Source organism: Vibrio sp. 1CM24A (genome assembly GCF_023161725.1).
GTDB classification, from domain to species: Bacteria; Pseudomonadota; Gammaproteobacteria; order Enterobacterales; family Vibrionaceae; genus Vibrio; species Vibrio coralliirubri.
On sequence record NZ_JALNTS010000007.1, the window covers coordinates 217,474 to 242,128 of the forward strand.

General features: G+C 42.9%; 23 protein-coding genes. 17 read left to right on the forward strand and 6 right to left on the reverse strand.

Features of this window, described 5'->3' with window-relative positions:
- Positions 1-16: 16 nt before the first annotated feature.
- The gene (locus MSG38_RS16830; RefSeq protein ID WP_048605639.1) at positions 17-2,362 is read right to left on the reverse strand and encodes a PilZ domain-containing protein; all 2,346 of its coding nucleotides are present in this window, start codon (positions 2,360-2,362) and stop codon (positions 17-19) included.
- Between the two features lie 161 nt (positions 2,363-2,523).
- On the opposite strand from MSG38_RS16830, the gene radA reads away from it, so the two are divergent.
- Both radA and fusA read left to right on the forward strand, forming a co-directional pair.
- On the forward strand, positions 2,524-3,903 hold the full coding sequence (radA, locus tag MSG38_RS16835) for a DNA repair protein RadA (RefSeq protein ID WP_017058826.1): 1,380 nt from the start codon (positions 2,524-2,526) through the stop codon (positions 3,901-3,903).
- A 234-nt stretch (positions 3,904-4,137) separates the two neighbouring features.
- Positions 4,138-6,225 carry an elongation factor G gene (gene fusA, locus MSG38_RS16840; RefSeq protein ID WP_048605637.1) on the forward strand — a complete coding sequence of 696 codons (2,088 nt, stop codon included), beginning with the start codon at positions 4,138-4,140 and terminating at the stop codon, positions 6,223-6,225.
- Between the two features lie 229 nt (positions 6,226-6,454).
- Here fusA and MSG38_RS16845 read toward each other — a convergent pair whose 3' ends face one another.
- Both MSG38_RS16845 and MSG38_RS16850 read right to left on the reverse strand, forming a co-directional pair.
- Positions 6,455-6,667 carry a VF530 family protein gene (locus tag MSG38_RS16845; protein ID WP_012604684.1) on the reverse strand — a complete coding sequence of 71 codons (213 nt, stop codon included), beginning with the start codon at positions 6,665-6,667 and terminating at the stop codon, positions 6,455-6,457.
- Positions 6,668-6,712: 45 nt separating this feature from the next.
- Positions 6,713-7,663 carry a LysR substrate-binding domain-containing protein gene (locus tag MSG38_RS16850; protein WP_248402256.1) on the reverse strand — a complete coding sequence of 317 codons (951 nt, stop codon included), beginning with the start codon at positions 7,661-7,663 and terminating at the stop codon, positions 6,713-6,715.
- Between the two features lie 103 nt (positions 7,664-7,766).
- On the opposite strand from MSG38_RS16850, the gene MSG38_RS16855 reads away from it, so the two are divergent.
- Positions 7,767-7,967 (forward strand): DUF1127 domain-containing protein, encoded by a 201-nt coding sequence (locus MSG38_RS16855; RefSeq protein ID WP_059020101.1) that lies wholly within the window; start codon positions 7,767-7,769, stop codon positions 7,965-7,967.
- A 130-nt stretch (positions 7,968-8,097) separates the two neighbouring features.
- Here the strand turns inward: MSG38_RS16855 and MSG38_RS16860 are convergent, their stop codons facing one another.
- From MSG38_RS16860 to MSG38_RS16870, 3 genes are all read right to left on the reverse strand, one after another.
- Entirely contained in the window at positions 8,098-9,003 is a 906-nt protein-coding gene (locus MSG38_RS16860) for a LysR substrate-binding domain-containing protein (RefSeq protein WP_248402257.1), read from the reverse strand.
- Positions 9,004-9,341: 338 nt separating this feature from the next.
- Positions 9,342-11,030, reverse strand: a complete 1,689-nt coding sequence (locus MSG38_RS16865; RefSeq protein WP_248402258.1) for an AMP-binding protein — start codon at positions 11,028-11,030, stop codon at positions 9,342-9,344.
- Between the two features lie 83 nt (positions 11,031-11,113).
- The gene (locus MSG38_RS16870; protein ID WP_048605627.1) at positions 11,114-11,857 is read right to left on the reverse strand and encodes an AraC family transcriptional regulator; all 744 of its coding nucleotides are present in this window, start codon (positions 11,855-11,857) and stop codon (positions 11,114-11,116) included.
- Between the two features lie 194 nt (positions 11,858-12,051).
- Here MSG38_RS16870 and MSG38_RS16875 point away from each other — a divergent pair, with 194 nt between their 5' ends.
- The 14 genes from MSG38_RS16875 to MSG38_RS16940 all read left to right on the forward strand — a co-directional run bounded on the left by MSG38_RS16875 (position 12,052) and on the right by MSG38_RS16940 (position 24,654).
- On the forward strand, positions 12,052-12,222 hold the full coding sequence (locus tag MSG38_RS16875; RefSeq protein WP_004734461.1) for a hypothetical protein: 171 nt from the start codon (positions 12,052-12,054) through the stop codon (positions 12,220-12,222).
- A gap of 157 nt (positions 12,223-12,379) precedes the next feature.
- A complete protein-coding gene (locus tag MSG38_RS16880; RefSeq protein ID WP_048615568.1) occupies positions 12,380-12,910 on the forward strand; it encodes an A24 family peptidase in 531 nt (176 codons plus the stop codon).
- Positions 12,911-12,947: 37 nt separating this feature from the next.
- Positions 12,948-14,297, forward strand: a complete 1,350-nt coding sequence (locus MSG38_RS16885) for an ATPase AAA (protein WP_048605625.1) — start codon at positions 12,948-12,950, stop codon at positions 14,295-14,297.
- Positions 14,290-15,039 (forward strand): Flp pilus assembly protein CpaB, encoded by a 750-nt coding sequence (gene cpaB, locus MSG38_RS16890; protein WP_048605624.1) that lies wholly within the window; start codon positions 14,290-14,292, stop codon positions 15,037-15,039. Before MSG38_RS16885 ends, cpaB begins: the two co-directional genes overlap by 8 nt.
- A gap of 8 nt (positions 15,040-15,047) precedes the next feature.
- Positions 15,048-16,502 carry a type II and III secretion system protein family protein gene (locus MSG38_RS16895; protein WP_048605622.1) on the forward strand — a complete coding sequence of 485 codons (1,455 nt, stop codon included), beginning with the start codon at positions 15,048-15,050 and terminating at the stop codon, positions 16,500-16,502.
- Positions 16,465-16,761, forward strand: coding sequence for a hypothetical protein (locus tag MSG38_RS16900; protein ID WP_170930205.1), 297 nt, complete (start codon positions 16,465-16,467; stop codon positions 16,759-16,761). The genes MSG38_RS16895 and MSG38_RS16900 overlap by 38 nt, the downstream gene beginning before the upstream one ends.
- A 16-nt stretch (positions 16,762-16,777) precedes the next feature.
- The gene (locus tag MSG38_RS16905; protein ID WP_048615567.1) at positions 16,778-18,043 is read left to right on the forward strand and encodes a pilus assembly protein TadG-related protein; all 1,266 of its coding nucleotides are present in this window, start codon (positions 16,778-16,780) and stop codon (positions 18,041-18,043) included.
- Positions 18,044-18,045: 2 nt separating this feature from the next.
- Complete coding sequence (locus tag MSG38_RS16910) at positions 18,046-18,474, forward strand: TadE/TadG family type IV pilus assembly protein (RefSeq protein WP_048615566.1); 429 nt, start codon at positions 18,046-18,048, stop codon at positions 18,472-18,474.
- The gene (locus MSG38_RS16915) at positions 18,471-18,971 is read left to right on the forward strand and encodes a TadE/TadG family type IV pilus assembly protein (protein WP_050619990.1); all 501 of its coding nucleotides are present in this window, start codon (positions 18,471-18,473) and stop codon (positions 18,969-18,971) included. The genes MSG38_RS16910 and MSG38_RS16915 overlap by 4 nt, the downstream gene beginning before the upstream one ends.
- A 26-nt stretch (positions 18,972-18,997) precedes the next feature.
- On the forward strand, positions 18,998-20,218 hold the full coding sequence (locus tag MSG38_RS16920) for an AAA family ATPase (RefSeq protein ID WP_248402259.1): 1,221 nt from the start codon (positions 18,998-19,000) through the stop codon (positions 20,216-20,218).
- Between the two features lie 33 nt (positions 20,219-20,251).
- Positions 20,252-21,703, forward strand: coding sequence for a CpaF family protein (locus tag MSG38_RS16925; protein WP_050644903.1), 1,452 nt, complete (start codon positions 20,252-20,254; stop codon positions 21,701-21,703).
- Between the two features lie 9 nt (positions 21,704-21,712).
- Positions 21,713-22,678, forward strand: coding sequence for a type II secretion system F family protein (locus tag MSG38_RS16930; RefSeq protein ID WP_048605607.1), 966 nt, complete (start codon positions 21,713-21,715; stop codon positions 22,676-22,678).
- Between the two features lie 3 nt (positions 22,679-22,681).
- The gene (locus tag MSG38_RS16935; protein WP_048605605.1) at positions 22,682-23,653 is read left to right on the forward strand and encodes a type II secretion system F family protein; all 972 of its coding nucleotides are present in this window, start codon (positions 22,682-22,684) and stop codon (positions 23,651-23,653) included.
- Positions 23,650-24,654, forward strand: a complete 1,005-nt coding sequence (locus MSG38_RS16940; protein WP_048605604.1) for a tetratricopeptide repeat protein — start codon at positions 23,650-23,652, stop codon at positions 24,652-24,654. Before MSG38_RS16935 ends, MSG38_RS16940 begins: the two co-directional genes overlap by 4 nt.
- Position 24,655: the final 1 nt, after the last annotated feature.

Genomic DNA, 24,655 nt, shown 5'->3' on the forward strand with positions numbered 1-24,655 from the left:
AAGACGCCACTCGAAGCTAGCGTGTTAGCTCCAATCGAATCAGCACTTCATCGGTAATGTCTTCTATCTCGCCATAACCGATAAACGCCGTCACTTCATTCTCTAGTTTCTTAGCTTGATGCATACTGATGCGTGAAAGCTCTTCTAAATCAGACTGGAATAAACTCGTTAGCGGATTAAAGATAGGTGCCGTCGTGACTCTCAATACATACACGTCACCTAAGTGCTGCGCTTTCTTAATGAATAAGATGCGTTCTTTTGCTGAGGCGAAGTCTTTAACCAATTTGGTGTGTACCGATTGGATCTTGTCGCCAAACTTTACCGCAGCAATGTACACGTCATGATGCTTCGGTTCTGCACCTTCAATTCTTTTTAGTGGCTCAGCCAACAGTGAGTTGGTGTGACCCTTGAAGATTGGCTCCAGTGAGAACTTTTGGTTGTGACCAAGTTTAGCGAGTAACGCTAGATGTTTATTCAGTGGGAAATTTACACCAATGATCTTACAGCGCAGCGTTGAACTTGGCTTATCAATGAATATTGGGTTACTGACCATCTTGCTCAACAAAATGTTGTGCAGTGATTCGAGTAGTGAATGCGTTGGCAGTATCTCTTGCTTCTTAATCAGCTTACTTTGGTTTTGATCGATAAGCCCATTAAGGAAGGCGATGGTACGCATTGTCTTGGCGTTCTCGGCAATAACCAACTGCACGTTGCGGCCATTCGGACTCACTCGAATCACGTGGTAAGGTACAGTGCTCAGTGGCAGGTTCTTGTCATAGAGCTGCAGTTCATTGAAGTTCACTAATACCGGATCATTAATCTTGAGTACCATTGGGTGTTCAAGGCTAATGCTCAGTCCACGTTTCGAGATATCTAAGGTGTGTCCGTTCGCCGCTGCGCCATCTTGTGATGTAAGTTGCAACGGTGACTTAAATTGGTATCTCGGCTCTTTACGACGAGTCTGAGAGTCAAAGTAGATGCTTTGAATATTACCGACGACAGTACGCGGGTGACGGAAGCGGTTCAATTCACTGCTTGGAATGCGTGGTTTTTCACTCAGAAGATAATCTGCCGCACTTTCGTGATCGCCGATCTCTTGCAAGATTCCACAATGCGTCAGTTGAGCTGAGCTTTGAGCCAGCGTATCCGAGTGCTTAGCTAACGCTTGTCGCTCAGTGTCTGAAAGTTCGAAAACCGAGAACTTGAACGCCTTCCAACTTTTACGTTTACCACCGATGTGCCAGAACAGCTGTCTTTGTTCACGAGAGGCTTCAGGCAGCATCATTGAATAGAACAAGGTCTTGTTTTGGTGTTCATGGGTAAAAGAGTAGATAACGTTACTGGTTCCCTTCACTCCTGGTTTCGCCAGCAGGTTCATACGTTGCTCGTTGAACAGGGTGCCCAGCGCTTGTTGATTTCGCTCGTCGTGCCAATATTGCCATAACGGATGGTTGTTATCCGTCAGTAGGGCAAGCTTGAGTTCGCTGCCGCTGAAGAACAGGGGAAGGTTACAAGTGTGCTTTAGATAGGTGTGTTCGATTCCTCGAGTACGAGTTCGAATGACCCTATCTTGATTTTCATGGCTGGTTTTCTTACTGGTGCTATTTAAAGACTCATCGAGTAAGCGAGCCACAATATTGTTGTCGCTTACCTTGATGGTTCTTAGAAATTTGACCGCGTTGTTCTCATAAGATTCGTCGATACCCAAAACACGAAACTCAACCGCTTGGTTAACATCGTTTTCTTGGGACTTTTCGATAAGCTCTGAAAACTTAACGCTGATGATCTCGCCGAGGTTGTATCGAAAGGCACTCGGTACTTTGAACTTTGCACCTGACGGGGATATATCAACCGTTACACCATGTAGGCTTTGACCTTTCGATGTGGTGATCTCGACCTGCGAGCTAATCTTGAGTCTGTTCTCTTGGCGCTTTAAGTCGTAACCTAGGTTAATAGCTTCCGCTTCGTACGGGCTATTGGCGCTAGTAATGTCGTGGTTACCTTGAGAAGATGTTTTAACAACGCTCAGAGGCTGAGTTCGCGGAGTCATTACTAACTCCCATGCGCCTTCTGTGTAACCTTTAAACTTTTTAGTACCACGTTGGTATGCGTTTAACGCGATGTCATCGAGCCAGTGCTTACGGCCGTCTAACGTGAACTGACGACATTCATTATCAATGCGCCCACGTAAATCAATGCTCTTTGTACACGGAGCCATGATACGATTCAGTTCCATTTTAACCAGCAGTTTTAGAGACGGAGATTCGCCTTCTGTCATTTGAGAAAGAAGGAATTCGAAATCTTCGGCGTGGTAGGCCGGGATAAGACGTTCTGCTACAGATAGAATTTCAGATTGCTGCATACTTTTCTTGTTAGAATGGACGGTGCATTTATGTTATCGACTAGTTTAAATCGATCTTTAAGTATAAGTGGTATGACTGCAACGTTTATTTTCACCCGTACGGTCAAATAAGTCACAAATTGACAACATCATTGTGTAACTGAGTAAATTATTGAGGTTTTATGGCTAAGGCAAAACGAGCTTATGTGTGTAATGACTGTGGTGCTGACTTTCCACGTTGGCAGGGGCAGTGCAACGCATGTGGTGCTTGGAACACGATTACAGAAGTTAGGTTAGCCGCTTCACCTCAAGTAGCGCGCAATGAAAGATTATCTGGTTATGCAGGTGCAGTAACAGAATCGAGCGTTCAGACATTATCTGAAATTAATCTACAAGAAGTACCACGCTTTAGTAGTGGCTTCAAAGAACTCGACCGCGTACTCGGTGGTGGTGTTGTCCCTGGTGCTGCGATCCTGATTGGTGGTAACCCAGGCGCGGGTAAATCAACACTATTATTGCAGACCATGTGTCAGCTCTCTTCTCAACTGCCGACTCTTTATGTAACAGGTGAAGAATCCTTACAGCAGGTTGCAATGCGCGCCTCTCGACTTGGATTACCAAAAGAGCACCTAAAGATGCTCTCTGAAACCAACGTAGATAAGATCTGTCAGGTTGCTGAAAAAGAACAGCCAAAGATCATGGTTATCGACTCCATCCAAGTTATGCACGTTGCTGATGTTCAGTCTTCACCGGGCAGTGTTGCTCAGGTTCGTGAATCGGCAACCGCATTAACGCGCTACGCAAAACAGAATAACGTTGCTGTGTTCTTAGTTGGACACGTAACTAAAGACGGCACCTTAGCCGGGCCAAAAGTGCTTGAACACATTATTGACTGTTCTGTTCTATTGGATGGCGGAACCGATAGCCGCTTTAGAACACTGCGCAGCCACAAAAACCGTTTTGGTGCAGTCAATGAGCTTGGCGTGTTTGCCATGACAGGCCAAGGACTAAAAGAAGTCAGCAACCCATCGGCGATCTTCTTATCTCGTGGCGAAGAAGAAACCTCGGGCAGTTCGGTGATGGTTGTGTGGGAAGGTACTCGTCCATTGCTTGTTGAAATCCAAGCGCTGGTGGATTATTCCCAACTGGCTAACCCGCGTCGTGTCGCTGTCGGCCTAGAGCAAAACAGGCTTTCGTTGTTATTAGCGGTGCTGCATAAACACGGCGGCTTACAAATGGCTGATCAAGATGTGTTTGTGAATGTCGTCGGTGGTGTTAAAGTAACCGAAACCAGTGCTGATCTTGCGTTGGTAATGGCTCTACTTTCAAGTTTCAGAGATCGCGCATTGCCAAAAGATGTGGTGGTATTTGGAGAAGTAGGCCTAGCGGGTGAGATTCGACCTGTACCAAGTGGGCAAGAGCGTCTTAATGAGGCATTTAAACACGGCTTCAAGAAAGCGATTGTACCGGCGGCTAACATGCCTAAAGGTGGTATTCCTGGAATGCAGATTCATGGCGTAAAAAAATTATCAGAAGCAATTAATGCTTTTGATGAGTTGTAATTGAGCTCACTTCAGCTACTCTATACAGCAGAAATTCAGTCTAACTTAAACGCCAATTGCGCTTTAGATTAGCACTAAACTAAACAATCATTTAGATTGTTTCTACAGATTGCCTTTTTCTATATGTTAGAAAAAGGCAAAGTTTTTTAGTCCCAAATGCATGCAAAGCTATCAGTCTTCACAGATTGTGATATACTCTGCGCGCATTTTATATCCTATTAACAGAGTAAGACAATGGCAGATTTATCGAAATACAGAAACATTGGTATTTTCGCGCACGTTGATGCGGGTAAAACAACTACCACTGAGCGTATCCTTAAGCTAACTGGTCAAATCCACAAGACTGGTGAAGTACATGATGGCGAATCAACTACTGACTTCATGGAACAGGAAGCTGAGCGCGGTATTACTATCCAATCAGCAGCTGTAAGCTGTTTCTGGAACGGTCACCGTCTAAACGTTATCGATACTCCTGGACACGTTGACTTCACAGTTGAAGTATACCGTTCTCTTAAAGTACTTGATGGCGGTATCGGTGTATTCTGTGGTTCTGGTGGTGTTGAACCTCAATCAGAAACTAACTGGCGCTACGCTAACGAATCAGAAGTATCTCGTCTGATCTTCGTTAACAAACTAGACCGTATGGGTGCAGATTTCTACAACGTTGTTGACCAAGTTAAAAACGTTCTAGGTGCTACTCCTCTAGTTATGGTTCTACCAATCGGCCGCGAAGATGAATTCGTGGGTGTTGTAGACCTTCTAAGCCGTAAAGCATACGTTTGGGATGACACTGGTCTTCCTGAAAACTACGAAATTCTAGATGTTCCTGCGGACATGGTAGATGACGTAGAGCAATACCGTGAAGAGCTAATCGAAACTGCTGTAGAGCAAGACGATGACCTAATGGAAGCTTACATGGAAGGTGAAGAGCCTTCTATCGAAGACGTTAAGCGTTGTATCCGTAAAGGTACTCGTGACCTAGCATTCTTCCCAACTTTCTGTGGTTCTGCATTCAAGAACAAGGGCGTACAAATCGTTCTTGACGCTGTTGTAGATTACCTACCTTCTCCAACTGAAGTTGATCCTCAACCTCTAATGGACGAAGCTGGCGAAGAAACTGGCGAACACGCTATCGTTTCTACAGATGAAACTTTCAAAGCGCTTGCATTCAAAATTATGGATGACCGTTTTGGTGCTCTAACTTTCGTTCGTATTTACTCTGGTAAACTGAACAAAGGTGACACGATTCTTAACTCATTCACTGGCAAAACAGAACGTGTTGGCCGTATGGTTGAGATGCAAGCTGATGACCGTAACGAACTAACTAGCGCACAAGCTGGTGACATCATTGCGATCGTTGGTATGAAGAACGTGCAAACTGGTCACACTCTATGTGATCCTAAGCACCAAGTAACGCTTGAGCCAATGGTATTCCCAACTCCAGTAATCTCAATCGCTGTATCTCCAAAAGATAAAGGCGGTTCTGAGAAAATGGGTATCGCGATCGGTAAAATGGTTGCAGAAGATCCATCTTTCCAGGTTGAGACTGACGAAGAGACTGGCGAAACTATCCTGAAAGGTATGGGTGAACTTCACCTAGACATCAAGGTAGATATCCTTAAGCGTACATACGGCGTTGACCTAACTGTAGGTGCTCCTCAAGTTGCTTACCGTGAAACTATCACTCAAGCAATTGAAGATAGCTACACGCACAAGAAGCAATCTGGTGGTTCTGGTCAATTCGGTAAGATCGATTACCGTATCAAACCAGGCGAAGCAGGTTCTGGCTTCAAGTTCAACTCTGTAGTTGTGGGCGGTAACGTTCCTAAAGAATTCTGGCCTGCAGTTGAGAAAGGCTTCGCATCTATGATGGAAAACGGCGTACTAGCTGGCTTCCCAACTCTAGACGTTGAAGTTGAACTTTTCGATGGTGGTTTCCACGCAGTCGATTCATCTGCAATCGCATTTGAAATCGCAGCGAAAGGTGCATTCCGTCAATCTATGCCTAAAGCTGGCGCGCAACTTCTTGAGCCTATCATGAACGTTGACGTGTTCACTCCAGACGATCACGTTGGTGATGTTATCGGTGACCTTAACCGTCGTCGTGGCATGATCAAAGATCAACAAGCTGGCGTTACTGGTGTTCGTATTAAAGCTGACGTACCTCTTTCTGAGATGTTCGGCTACATCGGTCACCTACGTACTATCACTTCTGGTCGTGGCCAATTCTCTATGGAATTCGCACAATACGCACCATGTCCAACTAACGTTGCTGACGAAGTGATTGCAAAAGTTAAAGCAGAAAAAGAAGCTGGTAAGTAATTAGCCCTTTTCTCAATTAGCTAAAAAAGCCCCGCAAGTGAAAGCTTGCGGGGCTTTTTATTGCTTGTAACATACTGCGAGATGCGAGATGCGAGATGCGAGATGCGAGATGCGAGATGCGAGATGCGAGATGCGAGATGCGAGATGCGAGATTGATATGGCCCCTAAAAAGTAGACACAGGGGTTGTCCCGTATTTAATCAACACGGGACTGATAAAGCAGGGAGAGACTAACGCTTTAAGTCGATGTAAATTTGCTCTACCTTGGTACGAGCCCAATCTGTTTTACGCAAAAACTTTAAGCTCGATTTAATGCTCGGGTCTTTTTTAAAGCAGTTGATGTTCACCATGTAACTCAACTCTTCCCAACCGTAATGTTCAACCAATTCAGTCAGTAGCTTCTGTAGCGTGATACCGTGAAGTGGATTATTGTCTTGTGTCATGAGATGTTCTCGCCATTTATTTGATCTAAGTATACCAGTTTCGCCTTATGAATTATCCGACCATTTGAGTTCGTAATCGGTGTGGATAATCGAAAGCTCTTCTCTACCTGTATCACCAAATAATTTAACCTGAGCCTGCATCCATTCTTCGAAACGTTTTATCTTTGCTCGATGAAAGTAACCCGGAGGCGCACACAAAAAGTAATTGTATTTAGGCTTCAGCGCGATGTTTCCGATTCGCACCAATTTCTTTTCTTGTAAATAGCGGTATACCAAGCTGTGCTTAACAAGCGCGACACCTTGAACGGATAGTGCACCTTCTAACACAAAATGAGAGCCATCAAATTGCAATGATGTGCGGCCAGCTTTTACTCCTGCGACTTGTAACCAGAGATTCCAATCCATATCAGGCCAACGGTCTTCAATCAGTTCCGCTTTATGCAGATCGTCGATGTCATAGATACCGTGTTTCTCTTGATAGATAGGGTGACAAACCGGGTAAATGACCTCGTCCATCAACCAACGTGATTCGATGTTTGGGTAATCTCCATGACCATATCGAACGCAGATATCGACATTAGAATCTTCAAATGTGACTAGCTTATTGGTCGGCTCAATTAGCATGGATAGATCAGGGTGGCGATCGCGAAAGTCGCCTATTCTCGGTACGAGCCAATGCTGAGCAAAGGAAGGCACGGTAGAGATCGACAGCTGAGTGGGGTTTGGATCTTGGTTGATGCGTCTCACCCCATCTTGAATATGGGCAAAGCCTTTCTTCGCTTGCAGGTACAGTACTTCGCCTTCATGGGTTAATACTATTTTTCGGTGTTGGCGAATAAACAGATCTGCGCCTAACCACTCTTCAAGTTGGCGAATTTGTTGGCTGACTGCTGCTGCCGTGACAAATAGCTTTTGTGCGGCGAGTTTAAAACTGCCTGTTTCTGCCGCCATGTAAAAGTAATAGATCCCTTGGAATGGTGGGGTGCGTTCTCTCACATTAGTTTTCCTTAACTGAATGCCAGTATCTATCGTTTGTCGACGTTGTTCTGTTGGTTGATTATTAACCACAACAAAGCAAAAGAACAACAGGAGAAAGGCTATGAATACGATCACAGCAAATACCAACCATTCATTTTTGTCATCATTATCAATTAAGAAATTCTATTCTAAATTAGGCATGTACTTTCAAAATCGTAGAACCAGAAAGCAGCTGTCTGAGCTACCCGATTATTTACTGAGAGATATTGGGATTACGTCGGAACAAGTCGAGAAAGAACTGAAGAAGTCATTTTGGGAGTGATTCAAGGCAACGTAGCTTTTAACTCGATGTTGCTTTAACTCAACATAGTTTTGTCGGTGTCGGGAGGTTTACGTTACCGTTCTATGTTGAGTTAGGTTTATGATTTATATAAAGAAGTGGGAGATGAGATTTAACTCTCCAATAGTTCGTTTACTTCTTCGTGCAACCAATTGGTGAACGCGGTAATACGCTCTTCTCTCGGGGAGTTAGGATCAAAGCACAGGTTTACTTGAACACCAGGTGTCATACCAATATCAAAGGGCTTCACTAGCAAGCCGCGTTCGATGAAGTCACCAGCCAAGCTGTCTGTTGCCAAGCAAACCCCATGTCCCGCCATGACCGTGGTTAGCCCCATATCAAAGGTACCGACTTCCATCCACTGAATGGTGCTGCTTTGAGTCGATATGTTTGCTTGCCTAAACCATTCCTCCCACGGGAAACAACCGCTATCAAACTGAATCAGCCAACATTTGAGGAGTTGTTCAGGTGATGTGAAGTTCAAAGAGTTTGCAAGTTCAGGGGAACAAAAAGGGTAAACCGGTTCGTTGATTAGCATCTCTAGAGTCAAGCCTTCTTCAACACACAGATCTTCGCCCTGCAGAATAGCCACATCAATCTCACCATGTTTTAAATTTGGGGTATCAGACCCTGTGAGCACCTTAATTGGGATTTCTGGGTGCTTTACCGAGAACTTCCACAGCCTAGGCAGTAACCAACGAGAAGCAAAAGAGGGGGGACTTCTAACAACAAGCAGCCCTTGAATAGGTTCTGATTGGATCTTGTTTAACCCCAGTAGAACCTCTTGAAATCCATCAGAGACATGTCTAAAAAGTGTTTGCCCTTCATGCGTCAAAGTCATTGCACGCCCCTTACGAATAAAGAGCTTACATCCAACCTGTTCTTCTAACTGTCGAATCTTCTGGCTGACGGCTGCTTGAGTGACGAATAGCTCTTCAGCAGCTTTGCTGTAATTGCTCAAGCGAGCCGCAACTTCAAAGTAACGGAGACCTGAAAGGTGACGCAGTCTATTATCCATAATCTCAGCTTATAGTTCTTGTTAATAATAGTTGTTCGATTATCGAACAGGTTGTTTTCATAATAGCGATAAATAAACAGGGAATACAAGAGAGAGAACATGAAAGCAATAACCTGTTGGGTCGGAAGATTTATTACTCAGGTACTTAAAATCAATGATAATACTAAGATGAAGAAGGCGACTAAATCGAGACAAGTTATCTGCTCGAAATCGTTAAGTCATCGAATGAGAAAGGATGTCGGTTTAGATTGCGAGAGTAGTGATGCTGCGGATTATACTAAGTACTTATAATTTGAGCTTACAAAAAAGGAGCCATAATGGCTCCCTCTCGATTTTGATTATTCTTCCCAAACCACCAATTTATCTTTCGGCCAGTTATGACCGACTTCGTGGTATTTCTGCTCAAGGATATGTCGCTTGATTTTGAGAGTCGGGGTTAACACGCCATTCTCAATGCTCCATGGTTCCTTAATCATCAATACGCCCTTGATCTTCTCGTGTGAACCGAGCTGCTCGTTCATTTTCTCGATAACGCGCTTTGTCGTTTTCTCATAGCGATCTCTATCGAAATTAGGGAAGTCATGCGGTACCACAAGTAGGATAGGTCCTGGTAGGCCTAGACCTATCAAACACATCATTTCTACGCGGCTGTACTCAAACAGTTTGTTTTCGATTGGTACAGGGGCAACAAACTTACCTTTAGCGGTTTTAAAGGTATCTTTCTTACGCCCACGAATCGTTAGGTAACCTTCATTATCGATATCACCGATATCACCGGTATGAAGCCAACCATCGGAGTTAAAAGATTCTTGGGTTGCAATATCATTCTTGTAGTAACCAGAGAACAAGCCTTTGCCTCGAACTAGAATCTCTTCATCTTCAGCTATTTTGAGTTCGATCCCTGGACCTGCATTACCAACCGTACCAATTTTATCGGCTCTGAATGGGTAGTTGAGTGTGCTGTAGGCGAAAGACTCTGTCATGCCCCATGCCTCGGTAATGTGCAGACCAACGCTCTCATACCATGCGAGTAGAGCGGGTGATACAGGTGCAGAACCACATCCGAGAACGCGAGCTTGGTCTAACCCTAAACCATCAGCAAGCTTCTTCTTAATGATGTTGTTGATAAACGGAATCTTCAATAAGAAGTTCAGTTTCTTCTGTGGCAATTTGTCTTGGATTCGCTGCTGGAACAGAGTCCATAAGCGAGGAACTGAAATAAACAGAGTAGGGCGATGCATTTTCACATCATCAATAAAGGTGTCTAAAGATTCAGGGAAAGCCGTAACCACGCCCCCCATTACTGAAGAACCAAAGATGTAAACGCGTTCTGTAATATGAGCAAGAGGTAGGTAAGAAAACAGGCGATCGCCAGGTTGGATCCCAATATGGTCAATCAACCTTTGAACAGACCAAGTAAACGCGCCGTAGGTGAGCATTGCGCCTTTTGGTAGCCCTGATGTACCCGATGTATAAACAAGTGACATCAGCTTGTCGTCGTGATGCTGAGGGCGTTTGGTTGATGGTTCATGTGTCTCAATGAGCTGTTCGAAAGTGTGTTGGCACTTCGCTGCACTGTCGTATGGCAGTGAAATACTCACCAAGCTCGGATTGTCATCAAGTACTTTTTGAGTGGCTTTAGGATCGTCTAGCTTACCGGCAATCACAATTTTACTTTCACTGTGTTCAATACAGTACTGAATGGTATCTGCACCTGCTGTTGGAAAGATTGGGACGCTGACAAAATCTCCTAACATCATGGCAAGATCGCAGATGAACCACTCTGCACAGTTTTTCGATACGAGAGCGACTCGATCGCCAGGTTGGGCTCCGAGTCCTTCTAGTGCTGACGCCAGTTTCAGTGCTTTGTCGGCTACTTCTTTATAAGTAAATTCGACAAATTGGCGGTTAATAATCTGTTTCAAATAGACTTCATCTGGGCGTTCTTCTGCCCATTTTAAAATCATATCATTGGGTGTAGGGAGAGCTGTTGCTTGTTCTTGGCTAAACTCGTTAGGCTGAATCATTGTCTAACTCCATGTTTTTCGCTAAGTTATTTTTGTTAAAATCATGTTAAATGTACCATGATTTTTTCTTTTAGGGAGTAAAATTAGCGTTTTCTGTTATCTGTGCAGGCACGCCTGTAACTTGCTGGGGTTACACCTGTCCTTTTCTTAAAAATTCTCGAAAAATACGACACATCCTTGTATCCACATTGATAGGCAATTACAGCAATTTTTGACTTGGTATCCGCCTCAATCAATTTTTTAGCTAGTAGAACTCTTTTATCACAAACAAAGTCTCTAAAGCTTACCCCAAAGTGTAGATGAAACTTTTTCGAAAAGTAGGTTGTTGAACAATGGCACTTCTCGGCGATCTCCGTTTCTCTGATTTCTTTGTTTATGTTATCCATCACATAGTTAACAACCTCAGAAGTAAACAATTTGGTAGGCAGTTGATTGTTGTTATTTATGTCTCTGTCGAAATCGAAGTGAGGTTCGAGGATATGCTGTGTTTTACGCTTAAGTTCTTCGAATGTACTGGTCAGATGATTACTGTTTGTTTCGATAATGAAAAATATATTCTTATGATTTCGAACGATATTAGGTAACTGGTCCGAGCAAATAATGACTATTCGCTTGTTCAAGTTTTCACAAATAGATAATGCCATGGTAAGTAGTTGAAGTTTATCCGGTCTATTCAAGATAAAAAATACCAGTCTGACGTCTAAGTTACTGATTATAGATATATCTTGCTTATAATTTTCAATGGGGAAGTAGTGGTTTATTTTATTGATAATAACAGCATTAAATTCACTGTCTTTATCTGATAATAAAGGTGTTACTACTTTCATATAAATACCAACTCTATTTCATATTCAACTTCGAGTTTAAAAATAGATAAATTAAGATGCATAATAATTAGATTAGAAGTACCACAAAAAAGTGCAAGTAAATGGCAAGAAAATCCTAACCTAATATATCTCTCACCTCTAGATTTAGTTTACAGGTAAACAAAGCCTGATACACAAATCAAGGAGAGGTTATCATGGATAAGTTTTTGAATAATTGTAAAGAATTCATGAAAGATGAAGAAGGGTTGACTGTAATCGAGTATGTAATCGGTGCAGCTTTATTGGTATTAGGTTTGACAACCGTATTTTCTGGTTTAGGGACTACACTAGCAGCTAAACTGAATACAATCGTCAATGGTTTATGATCGAAAAGGAGTGAGACAGCAAAGAGGGTTGACTTCGGTTGCCTACATTATCGCTGCTGCCTTACTTGTTATTGCAATAGGATTGGTTTTTTCTGGGATGGCAACAGCCTTACTAAGTAAAATCCAGAGCATTTTTTCGAGTGTATGAATTGAATATATGATTAATGAGCCTTCAGTTTTTTGGGCATTGCTAATTGCAGTTTCGGTATACGATGTTGAGAAACATCGTATACCAAACAAAATATTGATGTTGTTTTTGTTTGTGTATTTATTATCAATGTTTAACCGCAATTACACCTTTGATGTGTTTTTAATGTCCTTCGTTGGATTCTTGGTGTTTTTTTGTTTTGGGTTACTCTTATATTTCGTAAGAGCTATGTCAGCAGGAGATGTGAAGCTATTAGGTATTGTGGGAATGTATCTCGGATGGGGACAATTACTTGATGCATCGTACTTTATCTTACTTTCTTCTGGAGTGATCGGGACTTTCTACCTGCTATATAACTTTTCCAACTCGAACAGTCTTAGTATCAAAGGCTATTTTGAAAACAAGCTAATTATGCTTGGTGGGGTAGCACCAGTATTAAATGAAAGTGCTAGCTTGCACGCTAGGTATTCAAATAAGGTGACGATGCCTTTTGCACCCTCTGTTGTTATGGGATTAGCGATGTATAGCTACTTTACTTAAACCTGTTGTTGGTTAGCTTTGTGGAGAGGAATAATATATGGATATTATAGGGCGTACTGCTCCAACAACTTTGAAGCCTCAAATTTCAGCCCCTACCGTTCCGACATCTCTTGATATGTTGGGTGTTCCTGAAGTTGTTATTGAAAACCTCGTACTTAAGCATTTGTCTGCTTATCCTAAATCGGATGTGTTAGAGCTTTCTAATTATTTGTGTGTTGTTACCCATATAGTGGAAAGTGCTCTAGCCGTTTTGAGGAAGAAGTCATTAATTGAGGTGTTTCAACCTACCTCAGACCTTTCTCTTTCATCAGTCTCCCATAGTCATGTCCGTTACTCCCTTTCTGAGAAAGGACTTGAAGAAGCTGATCTTGCCTTTAAACGTGATGCTTATTTAGGGCCCGCGCCAGTTTCGCTTGACCAATACAGTGATGTGGTCAAACAGCAAGACCTGAGAGTAGAGCTAGTCACTAGACCACATGTCGAAGCTGCTCTGGATGATGTATATGGTGTCGACAAAATGATTTCAGTGCTAGGGCCTGCAATCAATTCTGGACGTGCTTTGTTGTTATATGGGCACGCTGGTACTGGTAAAACCTTTGTCGCGAGCCGTATTGTGAATGCTTTGCACACCTCTGTATTTATTCCTTATGCAGTCTATGCATTAGGTAACATTATCAAGGTGTTCTCGGCGCAACATCATAAACCGTTGGATAGTAACGGCAGCGATCAAAGCATTTCCCTCAAAGATCAGTACGACAAGCGTTGGCTTAATTGTGAAAGGCCTAATATTCAGGTGGGTGGTGAGCTTACCATGGATATGCTTGAAGTTAATCATTCAGAGAATAGTCGTGTCTGGTTAGCCCCAGTTCAAATGATGGCAAATAATGGGATCTTTATCATTGATGACCTTGGTCGTCAGCCCATGCCGGTGGATGCGCTTCTTAACCGTTGGATTGTACCGATGGAGTATTCCTTCGACTATTTGTCGCTGCCTAATGGTCAGCAGATAACGATGCCATTTGTATTAACTCTTGCCTTTTCTACCAATCTAAACCCCAAGAAAATAAGCGATCCTGCCTTTTTACGTCGTTTGGGTTACAAGATTGAATTCAAGCCACTTAATCAGCGAGATTATGAAGCTTTATGGATGAGTGTCGTTGCTGATAAAGAGGTAGAGCTTCAAGACGGGTTTTTTGAGCGTTTGTCTCAAATGCACACGCTTCTAAAAGTGCCACTTTTCCCATGTTTACCGAAAGATCTCGTTGGTATAAGCAAAGACATTCTTTCGTTTGAGCAACTCCCACCTGTTATCACATTCGATATTCTTTCCATGGCATGGGAAGTTTATTTTACCTCTGATGGACACGAGGAAGAGAATAATGAATAAGAGTCAAGTTTTCCTACTGTTTTTACTGTCCGTAGTATTCGGCTTAGCGGCTGTATTTTTTGCTAAGCAGTGGATGGATGATCAAGTTCAGCCAACCGTTGAAGTTGAAACGGTCGAGCGTCACCCCGTTGTTGTCGCATCACAAGAAATTGAAGCCGGAACTATTATCGAGGATCAGTTTTTAACCACCAGATTGATGGAAGTTGATTGGATTAATGAAAATAACTATTCGGATAAAGCAGAGCTGATTGGCAAGGTTGTTGCGAATACTGTCTATGCGGGAGAGGTGCTTCACAAGTTACGATTTACTGTACCAGGAGAAGGGTCAACGCTTGCAGCTCTTATCCCTGAAAATAAACGTGCGGTAACGATACGTGTTGATGATGTTATTGGTGTGGCGGGTTTCTTATTACCGGGTAACAAGGTTGATATTCTTAATACGGTTTCTTACGGGAAAAATTCTGCAGCGACTCAAACAGTATTAAAAGACATTAAGGTTTTGGCTGTCGACCAAACGGCTAAAACGAAAGAAAACAGTCCGATTATTGTACGAGCGGTAACACTTGAGATGACGCCGAAAGAGGCAGAGAAACTTCTCACGGCTAAAAGCAAAGGCGATATTCAGCTGACTTTGAGAAACCCACATGAAGTTGAGAAAAAAGTGGTTCGTCGATATGTGCCTAGACCGAGTGTCACCATTATCAAAGGTACAGAAACATCTAATGTGCGCGTCAAGGATTGAGGTGAAATATGAGAATATTAATTGCGTGTGTTTTGAGCCTGATTTGTATTTCGACGGCCAGTGTGGCGGCGTTACAAACGGGAAAAACAGTCACGGTTCCACATCATAAATCTACGCATGTCGTGCTGTCGGGAAAAGCGGCGAAGGTTTCTCTTGGTGATCCTGAAGTTTTAGATATTGTAATTTTAAAATCAAATGAAGTGTTTTTAATTGGTAAAAAATTAGGTGCGACAAACCTAATGGCTTGGGACTCTCGAGGTCGGTTAATTGAGTCTATTAACATTGAGGTTACTCATGATCTTAATAGCCTTAAAGCTAAATTATATGAGTTCCTTCCTGATGAAACTATCGAAGTGCACAGTGCTCAAAATCGTCTGTTGTTAAGTGGACAGGTGAGTAATCAACAGCAGATGAATGTGGCGATGCGAATCGCAGAAACCTATTCGTCAGGGCAGGCTGCTGACGCATCAAAAGAAAGTGGAAGTGAACAAGCTGCAGCGACAGGTGTTATTAATTTGATGTCGATCGGAGGGGCTCAGCAGGTGATGTTAGAGGTGACGGTTGCTGAGGTTCAAAGAAGCTTGGTAAGAAAGTTTGATGCGAACTTCCATTTCTTCCAAACCAGTGGATCTGACTTCTCTTGGGGGGCGTCTTCAGTCCCTGCTGGTGTGTTAGGTGCGACCCCTATTTTCAATATTCCAACCTCTACTGATTACGGCATTTTAGGTTCTTTCATTGATAGTAATACATTGTTTACTTTCGCACTGGACGTAGCAAAACAAAACGGGGTTGCTAAGGTGTTGGCTGAACCGAACTTAACTGCATTAAGTGGTTCTAAGGCTGAGTTTTTAGCGGGGGGTGAGTTTCCCATTCCGGTGCCTGATGAAGATGGTATTACCATTGAATATAAAGAATATGGTGTAGGTTTAAAGTTCATCCCCACGGTACTCAGTGACAAAAAAATCAACCTAAACTTAGCGGTTGATGTGAGTGAGATTGCCAATAGTAGCTCGTTAACGATTGATCCTGGTACCACCAATGCGACTTACTTTATCCCTCCAATTACCCGAAGAAGTGCATCGTCGACGCTTGAGTTAGCCGACGGTCAAACCATAGGTATTGCGGGGTTGTTGAGTGAGAATGTTAGGGACATCAGTAACAAGATGCCAGGTTTTGGCGATGTGCCGATTTTAGGTCAGCTTTTCAATAGCCAAGAGTACGTATCTGGTGAAACAGAGCTCGTTATTCTTGTTACTCCTCGACTCGCTAAACCTATTGACCGAACGAAAGTGACGTTACCAACTGATGCCTTTGTTGATCCTAATGATTTGGAATATTACTTGTTAGGCCGAAGCGCTTACATCGCTGAACCGTCTGAATCTGATTCAGAACAATCTCAAGCTTCACAGGATATATCACCGACCGATGGTGGTAGCGAAGGCTCATTTGGGCATGATTTATAAGGGGATAGATATGACTAAAATAATGATGATCTTTCTCACAATGTTATTGGTTGGCTGTGCGAACGATGCTCGTTTAGGGCACTCGGTAGCACTCGTGAAAACAGAGCAAACGTATAACCCTAATGCGACCCAAGAGAATTTACTCGAAGTACCTGATGGTACAGGGGAGCGGATGCAGACTGGTTACGACAGATATGTAGGCAGAGGTGAAAATGATCTGTCCGGAAGTAGTAGCCAGATCTTAGAAGATTTTAACTAAATCTGGAGGTACTCATATGTTGTATCGAGTATCACAAAGCCCTAAAAAACAACAAGGCTTAGTTGCGGTGATGATTACCGCTGCCTTGCTGGTTTTTCTAGCTGTCTCAGCGCTAGCTGTAGACATAAACCATATGGTTGTAAATAAAACGCGCTTACAAAATGCAGTCGATTCTGCAGCGTTGGCTGCCGCAACCATATTAGACAATAGTAAAGATAAAGATGCTGTAGACGCAGAAGTGGGTACGGCACTCAATGCCATGGCGGCTTCAACTGGGAATCAAGAAATTGATTTCTCTACTGCTTCTATAAACATTGATTATTCCAATGATCCACAGGACTTCACTGGCAGTGCAACTTTTGGTGCAAATAATGATGTTTATGTGCGTGTTCGTGTAGATGCACTAGAGATGGATGAATTCTTTATTCAACTGTTTGGTCTTGAAAAAGTGGTATCGGCAAGTGCTGTTGCAGGTCCGAGTTCAGGCCTAGCTTATAATAATGTTGTACCCATTGGGGTGTGTATTGGTGATGGCACCTCAGATAACGACATTTCTCCAGAAGACGGCTTTCATGATGAGACCGGTGAAGAGATAACCAATGTATTTGGCTATGAGGTAGGGACGGTTCATGCCTTGAAGGTGGGAGATAATAGCTTATCTGAAATGGGCAATGGTAATTACCACCTGTTGGACTTTGGTTCCGGTGGTAAAACAATCAAAGAAGGCTTAGGTGGTAGTTATGATCAGCCAGTTAAAATTGGTGAAGATATCACAACCAAACCAGGTGGCACGGTTGGCCCGACAGGTGATGGTTTGAATACTCGTTTTGGTGATTATGGCGGTGGCTTATCAGCATCCGATTACCCTTCTGATTATGTGACCACAGAACCTACCAATGAAATAACGATTGACGCCAATACCGGAGAGATAACTTTCGATGAGAGCTACGATTACGCTCAATATAAGTTAGATACTAATGCTTGTATAGCAAGTGGCGGTTCTGGGTGCGCATCTAATGGTGTTGCTTGGCGCAGAATTTTACCTATACCTATGGTGGATTGCTCAGGTAAAAGTGGCGGTGCTACGGAATTTACAGTGAATAAAATTGGCTGCTTTTTCTTGCTGCAAAAAGCACCGACCAGTAACGCAGGTACACCCGCCGTTTTTGGTGAGTTTATACATTCTTGCAGTGTCACTGGTGGCTCTGGTAGTAATCAGTCGACAACCGAAGGGGCTTACAGGATTGTTTTGTATAAGGATCCTGATAGCGGGGAGTCGTAATTATGACACTATCTAATAAACATCAACGTGGTTTTGCTGCTGTAGAGATGGTCATTGCGACCCCCGTGTTACTGTTTTTTTTGGGTTTGGTGATCGAGCTTGGCAATGTTCTGATTCACTACAATGTTATCTCTAAATCTGTGCAAAATGGCGCACGATATGCTGTTAGTGAGGTTTACGATACTAAAGGTGGCACTATTGCACCAACATTGGAGATTCAAAATGTGGTGGTTTACGGTCAGAGCAGCGTGGGGACGGCAGTACTATCTACATTGACGACATCAGATGTAACGGTAACACCACCCTCTATTGACAGCTATGTGCGAGTCAGCGTGACATATGACTATGTGCCGCTGTTTTTGTCTATTCCTTTATCCGCCACAAGTTTTTCTATTCCGTTAAGTGTGACTTCAGTGATGAGGGTATTGTGATGAAAAGGCTTAAAAGACGAACCAAAGGGCTTGCCATTATTGAGTTCACTTTAGTCTCATCGTTAATTTTTCTACTGCTCTTTCTCATTTTAGCGTTGGGTGCCTATATATTTTCGCTGCAAATGGTCAGTGAGGCGACTAGGAAGGCCGCTAGGTTAGCGACGGTATGCTACGTCCTTGATAGAGATAATATTGCGGGAATGGTGGTGAATGATATTCCTCTTGTTGGGTTTACTAATGCGAATTTAGAAGTGGCGTACTTAGATGCGAGCGGGGGAGAGATTGCTTCTGATTTTGAAGCGAACTTTGGTGATATTAAATTTGTGCGTGCTAGGGCTACGGGCTATGGCATTCAGTTAATCAGTAACCTAAGCTTTCTAGGAAATAATGGATTCCTTGCAGCCCCTGCGTTTGAAACAATACTGCCAGCAGAAAGTTTGGGAGTGGTGAGGCCTCAAACTGAAACCAGCCCTAACATATGGAATAGATGCCCATAAGCGGTTATTTAAAAGGAGATAAATGTATGGGGGAAGCGATCAAAATAACGCCGAATGAAAACGATAAGGGTATGCCGCGTTTAAAAACAAACCTAAAGGTTTGGTTAGTCTACAGCACTGACGCCTTTCATTCGCATATGTCCCAAGAGTTAAAAAAATGCCGAAATGTGCACGTGACGTCGTTTTCACTTGCGGCAATGAGTGAGGAGTACCTAAAAAGTGCAGATGTCCCAGAGCTTATTTTCGTTGAAGCTAATGGGAATTGGGCGCAAAAAATGGTTGAGTTGCAAGGGTATGATTTGTCTTTAGAAGACAAGGACCTGTCTTTAGTTGTGCTCGGTGATGAAAGTGATAATGGGTCACTAAAAATCGCACTGCGTTTAGGAGCTTCAGATTTTTTGTCTCACAATGTGACCCTATCAGACCTACTGCCACTCTTGAAGAAAACGGCCTCTGAAAAGCTTGAGAACTCCAGTTACGGAGAGTTTATCTTGTTTTTGAACACCAAAGGAGGGATGGGAGCAACCACCTTAGCGTTAAATACTGCGATTGAGATGGCCACGCAACATCCTAACGAAGTACTTTTACTCGATATCGATCTTCAATTTGGCGTGATACCTGATTATTTGAACATAACCCCCACTTATAGTGTTTCGGATGCGATCAACAGTTCTAATGATTTGGATGAAATGTCTTTGGGGTCATTGGTAAATAAACACGAATCGGGTCTCCATGTTCTAAGCTTTAAGCATGAAAATAACGCAGATGATTTCGAACAGGCTCAGAAAATTGGCAGATTACTTCCAATTCTGCGTCGTTTTTACCCTTATGTGATCATTGACCTGTCTAGAGGCTTAGACCACGTGTTTGCATCAGCAATATCACCTGCGACGAAAGTACTTTTGGTTTTGCAACAAAGTTTAGTCTCAGTCAAAAACACCAGTCGATTAATTAAGTCTTTGAAGTTTGAATATGGCCTACAAAGCGACTCAATAGAGGTCATTCTCAACCGTTATGAAAAGCGACATTCAATTAAGTTAAAAGATGTAGAGCAGGCGGTGGGTAATCACAATATACATCTTATGCCTAACGATTTTAAAGTTGCGCTGGAGAGTGCCAACTTGGGGCAGCCGTTAGTTCAGTCGAGAAAGAAAAGCTCTATTACTCGCTCTATCATCGATTTGTCTCATGTTCTATCACCACCAGAACAAGAAGAGAAAGGGTGGCTGAAAAAGTTGTTTTCATAATGGGTTGATGAAAAGTAAACACGAGGGATTGTGATGTTCTTTAAACGAAAAAATGTAAATCCAGAGTTTGAAAAAAAAGTAGAACAGATTTCGCATGATTCAGAAGATGCCAATCCTGTTGACCGTTTATCCAATGTTGAGGTGTCTAGTCACTCTAGGAATACTGAAGCGAGCGTTGAAAAGGAAAAGGCGATTGATGAGGCTCGAAAGATTTTAGAGCAGGAACTGTCAATCAAACACTTCTTTCATAAGCAGTTGCTTGAGACATTGGATTTAGGATTACTTTCGAGCTTGGAGAAAGAGCGTGCGAAGTTAGATTTGCACGAAGCTATCGTACAGCTAATGGCTGAAGATGGTAGCCATGCTCTGAGTGCAGAAGGTCGAAAAAGGGTCATCAAACAGATAGAAGATGAGGTTTTTGGCCTTGGTCCGTTGGAGCCCTTATTAGCCGATCAAACCGTGTCAGATATATTGGTCAACGGCCCTAAAAGTGTTTACGTGGAGCGAAGAGGTAAACTTGAAAAAACGCCCTATACTTTTCTTGATGATCGCCATTTAAGAAACATTATTGACCGTATCGTCAGTCAGGTTGGCCGCCGCATAGATGAAGCGTCACCTATGGTAGATGCCCGTTTAGTTGATGGTTCACGTGTTAATGCGATTATCCCACCTCTCGCACTTGATGGTCCTTCCGTTTCTATCCGTCGTTTTGCTGTCGATCGTTTGACTATGGATAACTTGATTGACTATAACTCAGTGTCTCCTCAGATGGCTAAGTTTGTCGAAGCTGCGGTTAAAGGTGAATTAAATATCTTAATCTCTGGAGGGACTGGCTCTGGTAAAACGACAACACTTAACATCTTTTCTGGCTTTATTCCTAGAGATCAACGAATTATTACCATAGAAGACTCGGCGGAATTACAACTTCAACAACCTCATGTCATTCGTTTAGAAACTCGCCCTGCAAACCTAGAAGGTAAAGGCGAAATCAGCCAGCGAGAGCTCGTAAAAAATACCCTGCGTATGCGCCCCGACCGAATCGTGGTTGGTGAGGTTCGTGGTAGCGAAGCCGTTGATATGCTGGCTGCGATGAACACGGGCCATGACGGCTCACTTGCTACCATTCATGCGAATACCCCTCGTGATGCCTTGAGTCGTGTCGAAAACATGTTCTCGATGGCTGGGTGGAACATATCAACCAAAAACTTACGAGCTCAAATAGCTTCGGCTATCCACCTTGTTGTTCAAATGGAACGCCAAGAAGATGGTAAGCGTCGCATGGTGAGTATCCAAGAGATCAACGGCATGGAAGGTGAAGTGATTACGATGTCTGAAATATTCCGTTTTCAGCGTAAAGGTATTGATGAAGACGGCAATATTATCGGTTATTTCACTGCAACGGGGGTTGTGCCTCAATACCACGACCAGTTAGTCAAACGTGGACTCGATCTGCCTTTCGAGCTCTTTAGTGAGACCAAAGGTTAAGGAGAGATTATGGACAATGTAAGCGTTTCATTAGGTCTATTGTTTATCGCAGTACTTTTTATTTCCCAAGCGTTGTTGTTACCTGCTGCAGGTAAGAAAGCGAAGCATAAAGAGCTGTCTCGCCGCTTGAAAGAGACGCAACGTAATATCGATGCAGAGAGTTTGTCATTACTCAAAGAACACTATAACAAAGAACTTTCCCCGCTGGACCGTAAGCTCATCGTCATCTCTTTTTTCGCGGGCTTGAAAAAAATGTTGGAACTTGCAGGTATGAAAGTGGCATTAAGCCGATTCTTACTGATTATTTCTCTTTGCGCTGTGCTGCTCTCATTAATATCGATAATGACCAACCAAGTATGGTTCATCAGTCTGGGGGCGTTCATTTTTGTTTGGGTTATCGCCTATCTATTTGTACAAAATCGAGTGACTTACCGAATGGCTCGATTTGAAGAACAACTTCCTGAGGCGTTGGATATTATTCGACGTGCCTTACAAGCAGGGCAACCGCTCGTTCAATCATTTAATGAGGTTGGCGAAGAGCTACCTGACCCAATAGGTACCGAATTTAAGAACACCTATAACTTACTGAATTATGGTTATGACTTACGTTTAGCGATTTTACAGATGACAGAGAGAGTACCCACCGTATCAATGTTGGCTTTTTCTAGTGCCGTAATGTTGCAAAAAGAGACCGGGGGTAACTTATCTGAGAACCTGCAAAAGGTATCAGAAGTACTTAGAGCGCGTTTCAAACTGGAAAGGAAGGTAAAAACACTCTCTGCTGAAAGTCGTTTATCAGCATGGATATTAACGTTATCGCCTTTTGGTTTGTTTTTCGCATTGAGGGTAGCTAGCCCAGAGTATATCGAGCCACTTTATAAAGACCCACGCGGTTTATCGATGGTCAGTGTCGGTATTGTTCTTTTGGCCATCGGGGCCTTGTGGATTAAAAAGATCATCAGCATAGAGATTTAACTTATGGAACTACTCAATATTGAAGTCTGGAAGCAGATGTTAGAAGAGTTTGGGATCAGCTCTCAAGTAGTTATTTATGCGATGATTTTGCTCACTACTGTCTTGTTAACATTGACTGTTGGGTTTCTGTTTTTAGGTGCTCGATCTCCTTTAGACAAGAAGCTAAGACAAATATCTGAAGAGGGAAGTGTCGGTGGCCGAAAACCCTATGATTTCTCAAATACGCTTGAATCATTAAGCCCTTTTTTAAGTAAAGGTAACAAAAAGGATAATGAAACTTACTCAGAAAAGCTGATGCATGCTGGGTTCCATGAGAAGAGTTCATTATCAGTTTTCTATGCGTTGAAGGTTTTATCTAGCTTAATAGGCATCGTCGCTGCTTTTATGGTCTATTACATATCGTTGGGCGGAGATTACAATAATTTGCTCATCATGACCTGTGTTTTTCTCGGAACATTCACGCCAAATATTGTTCTGAACAAGTTACAAAAAGAGCGTCAGAAAAAAATAAGAAATGGTGTCCCTGATGCGCTTGATCTTCTTGTTGTGTGTACTGAGTCTGGGCTTGGTTTTAATGCAGCCCTTGGCCGTGTCGCATCTGAGCTCTATGTCTCTCAGCCGGAGCTTGCGGATGAACTAGAGACTGTGTTTGCTAAAATCCAAGCGGGTGTCACCATGCCTGATGCGCTTAGGCAGCTTATCGAACGAACCGGTTTAGTCGAGTTGGAAGGTTTGGTTTCTTTGCTTTCTCATGCATCGAGAATGGGCGGAAGCTTAGCTCAAACGCTCCGTGACTATACTGAAGACTTTAGAGATAAGCGTCAGCAAGCCGCTGAAGAAATCGCGGCGAAAATACCGACTAAAATGTTATTCCCCATGTTGATATTTATTTGGCCTTGTTTTTTCATTGTCGCACTTGGCCCTGGACTCTTGATCGTAATGGACGCATTAACTGCGCCGGGAGCAAGTTTATGATGCTATACAACAAGTTTATTCTTCTACTATTGCCAATTTTGCTACTTGGTTGTGCTTCTTCGGATGAGCCGACCAATCAATTTGATGCAGAATTGTATTCTGGTAAACCAATCGATTCTTTAACTAGTGATGATCCACCGCTAAATGAAAAAGAAGCAATTATGCGCGGTGACATTGCTCTGCGAGACAACAATATAGACTTGGCCTTATATGAATATATACGCTCTTTGTCCTTCCCTGAAAAAGAGTTTCACGATAAAACCTTATTCACTATTGGCCAAATACATTCGTCTCGCGGTAATTATGCGTTGGCCGAGAAAGCTTACCTAGCAGCGCTAGATTTTAACCCTGCCCACACTGAAGTGCTGGAACAGTTAGGCGTTCTATACACCAAACAACGTCGTACAGATGAAGGTCGAAGCTATTTCTTTAAAGCGATAAATTCAGACCAAGTTCGTTTAAAAAGCAGTGAAACTATCCAAAACTACCAAGCGTTGAGCCAAAGTGAAGTGGCCAGTTTGAAGGTAGACAGCATGTCCCCAGCATTGGCTTACATGGGAATTGGTGTATTGGAAGATGTTGACGGAAAGCATCAGATCGCACAAGAGTACTTTAAAAAATCGCTGACGATAGACAAAAGTTCAGTCAAAGCTTTGTTGAATATGGGCTACTCTCATTACATGTACGGTAATTATAAGGAAGCGTATCAGTACACGCGCTCAGCTTTAGAGTTAGAGCCGAATAATGAAAAAGCTCAGAATAATCTGGCGCTTATTTATTTAGCCTCTGGCGATATTAAGAAGGCAACCAACGTGTTCATGAGGCACATGGACACACCGGAAGCGTTGAATAATGTTGGCTACTTCCTGATCTTACAAGGAAAACCTGATCAGGCGGTTCCATATTTACAACAAGCTATCGATAAAAAATCATCTTACTACAAAGTAGCAAATGAAAACTTAAACAGAGCACTAGCGGAAGTGAGAGAGATGGAACAATAGT

What these genes read in the sequence shown, in the direction of transcription:
- MSG38_RS16830 (WP_048605639.1), bottom strand. Translation starts at nt 2,362, where the DNA reads ATGCAGCAATCTGAAATTCTATCTGTAGCAGAACGTCTTATCCCGGCC.
- radA (WP_017058826.1), top strand. Translation starts at nt 2,524, where the DNA reads ATGGCTAAGGCAAAACGAGCTTATGTGTGTAATGACTGTGGTGCTGAC.
- fusA (WP_048605637.1), top strand. Translation starts at nt 4,138, where the DNA reads ATGGCAGATTTATCGAAATACAGAAACATTGGTATTTTCGCGCACGTT.
- MSG38_RS16845 (WP_012604684.1), bottom strand. Translation starts at nt 6,667, where the DNA reads ATGACACAAGACAATAATCCACTTCACGGTATCACGCTACAGAAGCTA.
- MSG38_RS16855 (WP_059020101.1), top strand. Translation starts at nt 7,767, where the DNA reads ATGAATACGATCACAGCAAATACCAACCATTCATTTTTGTCATCATTA.
- MSG38_RS16860 (WP_248402257.1), bottom strand. Translation starts at nt 9,003, where the DNA reads ATGGATAATAGACTGCGTCACCTTTCAGGTCTCCGTTACTTTGAAGTT.
- MSG38_RS16865 (WP_248402258.1), bottom strand. Translation starts at nt 11,030, where the DNA reads ATGATTCAGCCTAACGAGTTTAGCCAAGAACAAGCAACAGCTCTCCCT.
- MSG38_RS16870 (WP_048605627.1), bottom strand. Translation starts at nt 11,857, where the DNA reads ATGAAAGTAGTAACACCTTTATTATCAGATAAAGACAGTGAATTTAAT.
- MSG38_RS16875 (WP_004734461.1), top strand. Translation starts at nt 12,052, where the DNA reads ATGGATAAGTTTTTGAATAATTGTAAAGAATTCATGAAAGATGAAGAA.
- MSG38_RS16880 (WP_048615568.1), top strand. Translation starts at nt 12,380, where the DNA reads ATGATTAATGAGCCTTCAGTTTTTTGGGCATTGCTAATTGCAGTTTCG.
- MSG38_RS16885 (WP_048605625.1), top strand. Translation starts at nt 12,948, where the DNA reads ATGGATATTATAGGGCGTACTGCTCCAACAACTTTGAAGCCTCAAATT.
- cpaB (WP_048605624.1), top strand. Translation starts at nt 14,290, where the DNA reads ATGAATAAGAGTCAAGTTTTCCTACTGTTTTTACTGTCCGTAGTATTC.
- MSG38_RS16895 (WP_048605622.1), top strand. Translation starts at nt 15,048, where the DNA reads ATGAGAATATTAATTGCGTGTGTTTTGAGCCTGATTTGTATTTCGACG.
- MSG38_RS16900 (WP_170930205.1), top strand. Translation starts at nt 16,465, where the DNA reads ATGGTGGTAGCGAAGGCTCATTTGGGCATGATTTATAAGGGGATAGAT.
- MSG38_RS16905 (WP_048615567.1), top strand. Translation starts at nt 16,778, where the DNA reads ATGTTGTATCGAGTATCACAAAGCCCTAAAAAACAACAAGGCTTAGTT.
- MSG38_RS16910 (WP_048615566.1), top strand. Translation starts at nt 18,046, where the DNA reads ATGACACTATCTAATAAACATCAACGTGGTTTTGCTGCTGTAGAGATG.
- MSG38_RS16920 (WP_248402259.1), top strand. Translation starts at nt 18,998, where the DNA reads ATGGGGGAAGCGATCAAAATAACGCCGAATGAAAACGATAAGGGTATG.
- MSG38_RS16925 (WP_050644903.1), top strand. Translation starts at nt 20,252, where the DNA reads ATGTTCTTTAAACGAAAAAATGTAAATCCAGAGTTTGAAAAAAAAGTA.
- MSG38_RS16930 (WP_048605607.1), top strand. Translation starts at nt 21,713, where the DNA reads ATGGACAATGTAAGCGTTTCATTAGGTCTATTGTTTATCGCAGTACTT.
- MSG38_RS16935 (WP_048605605.1), top strand. Translation starts at nt 22,682, where the DNA reads ATGGAACTACTCAATATTGAAGTCTGGAAGCAGATGTTAGAAGAGTTT.
- MSG38_RS16940 (WP_048605604.1), top strand. Translation starts at nt 23,650, where the DNA reads ATGATGCTATACAACAAGTTTATTCTTCTACTATTGCCAATTTTGCTA.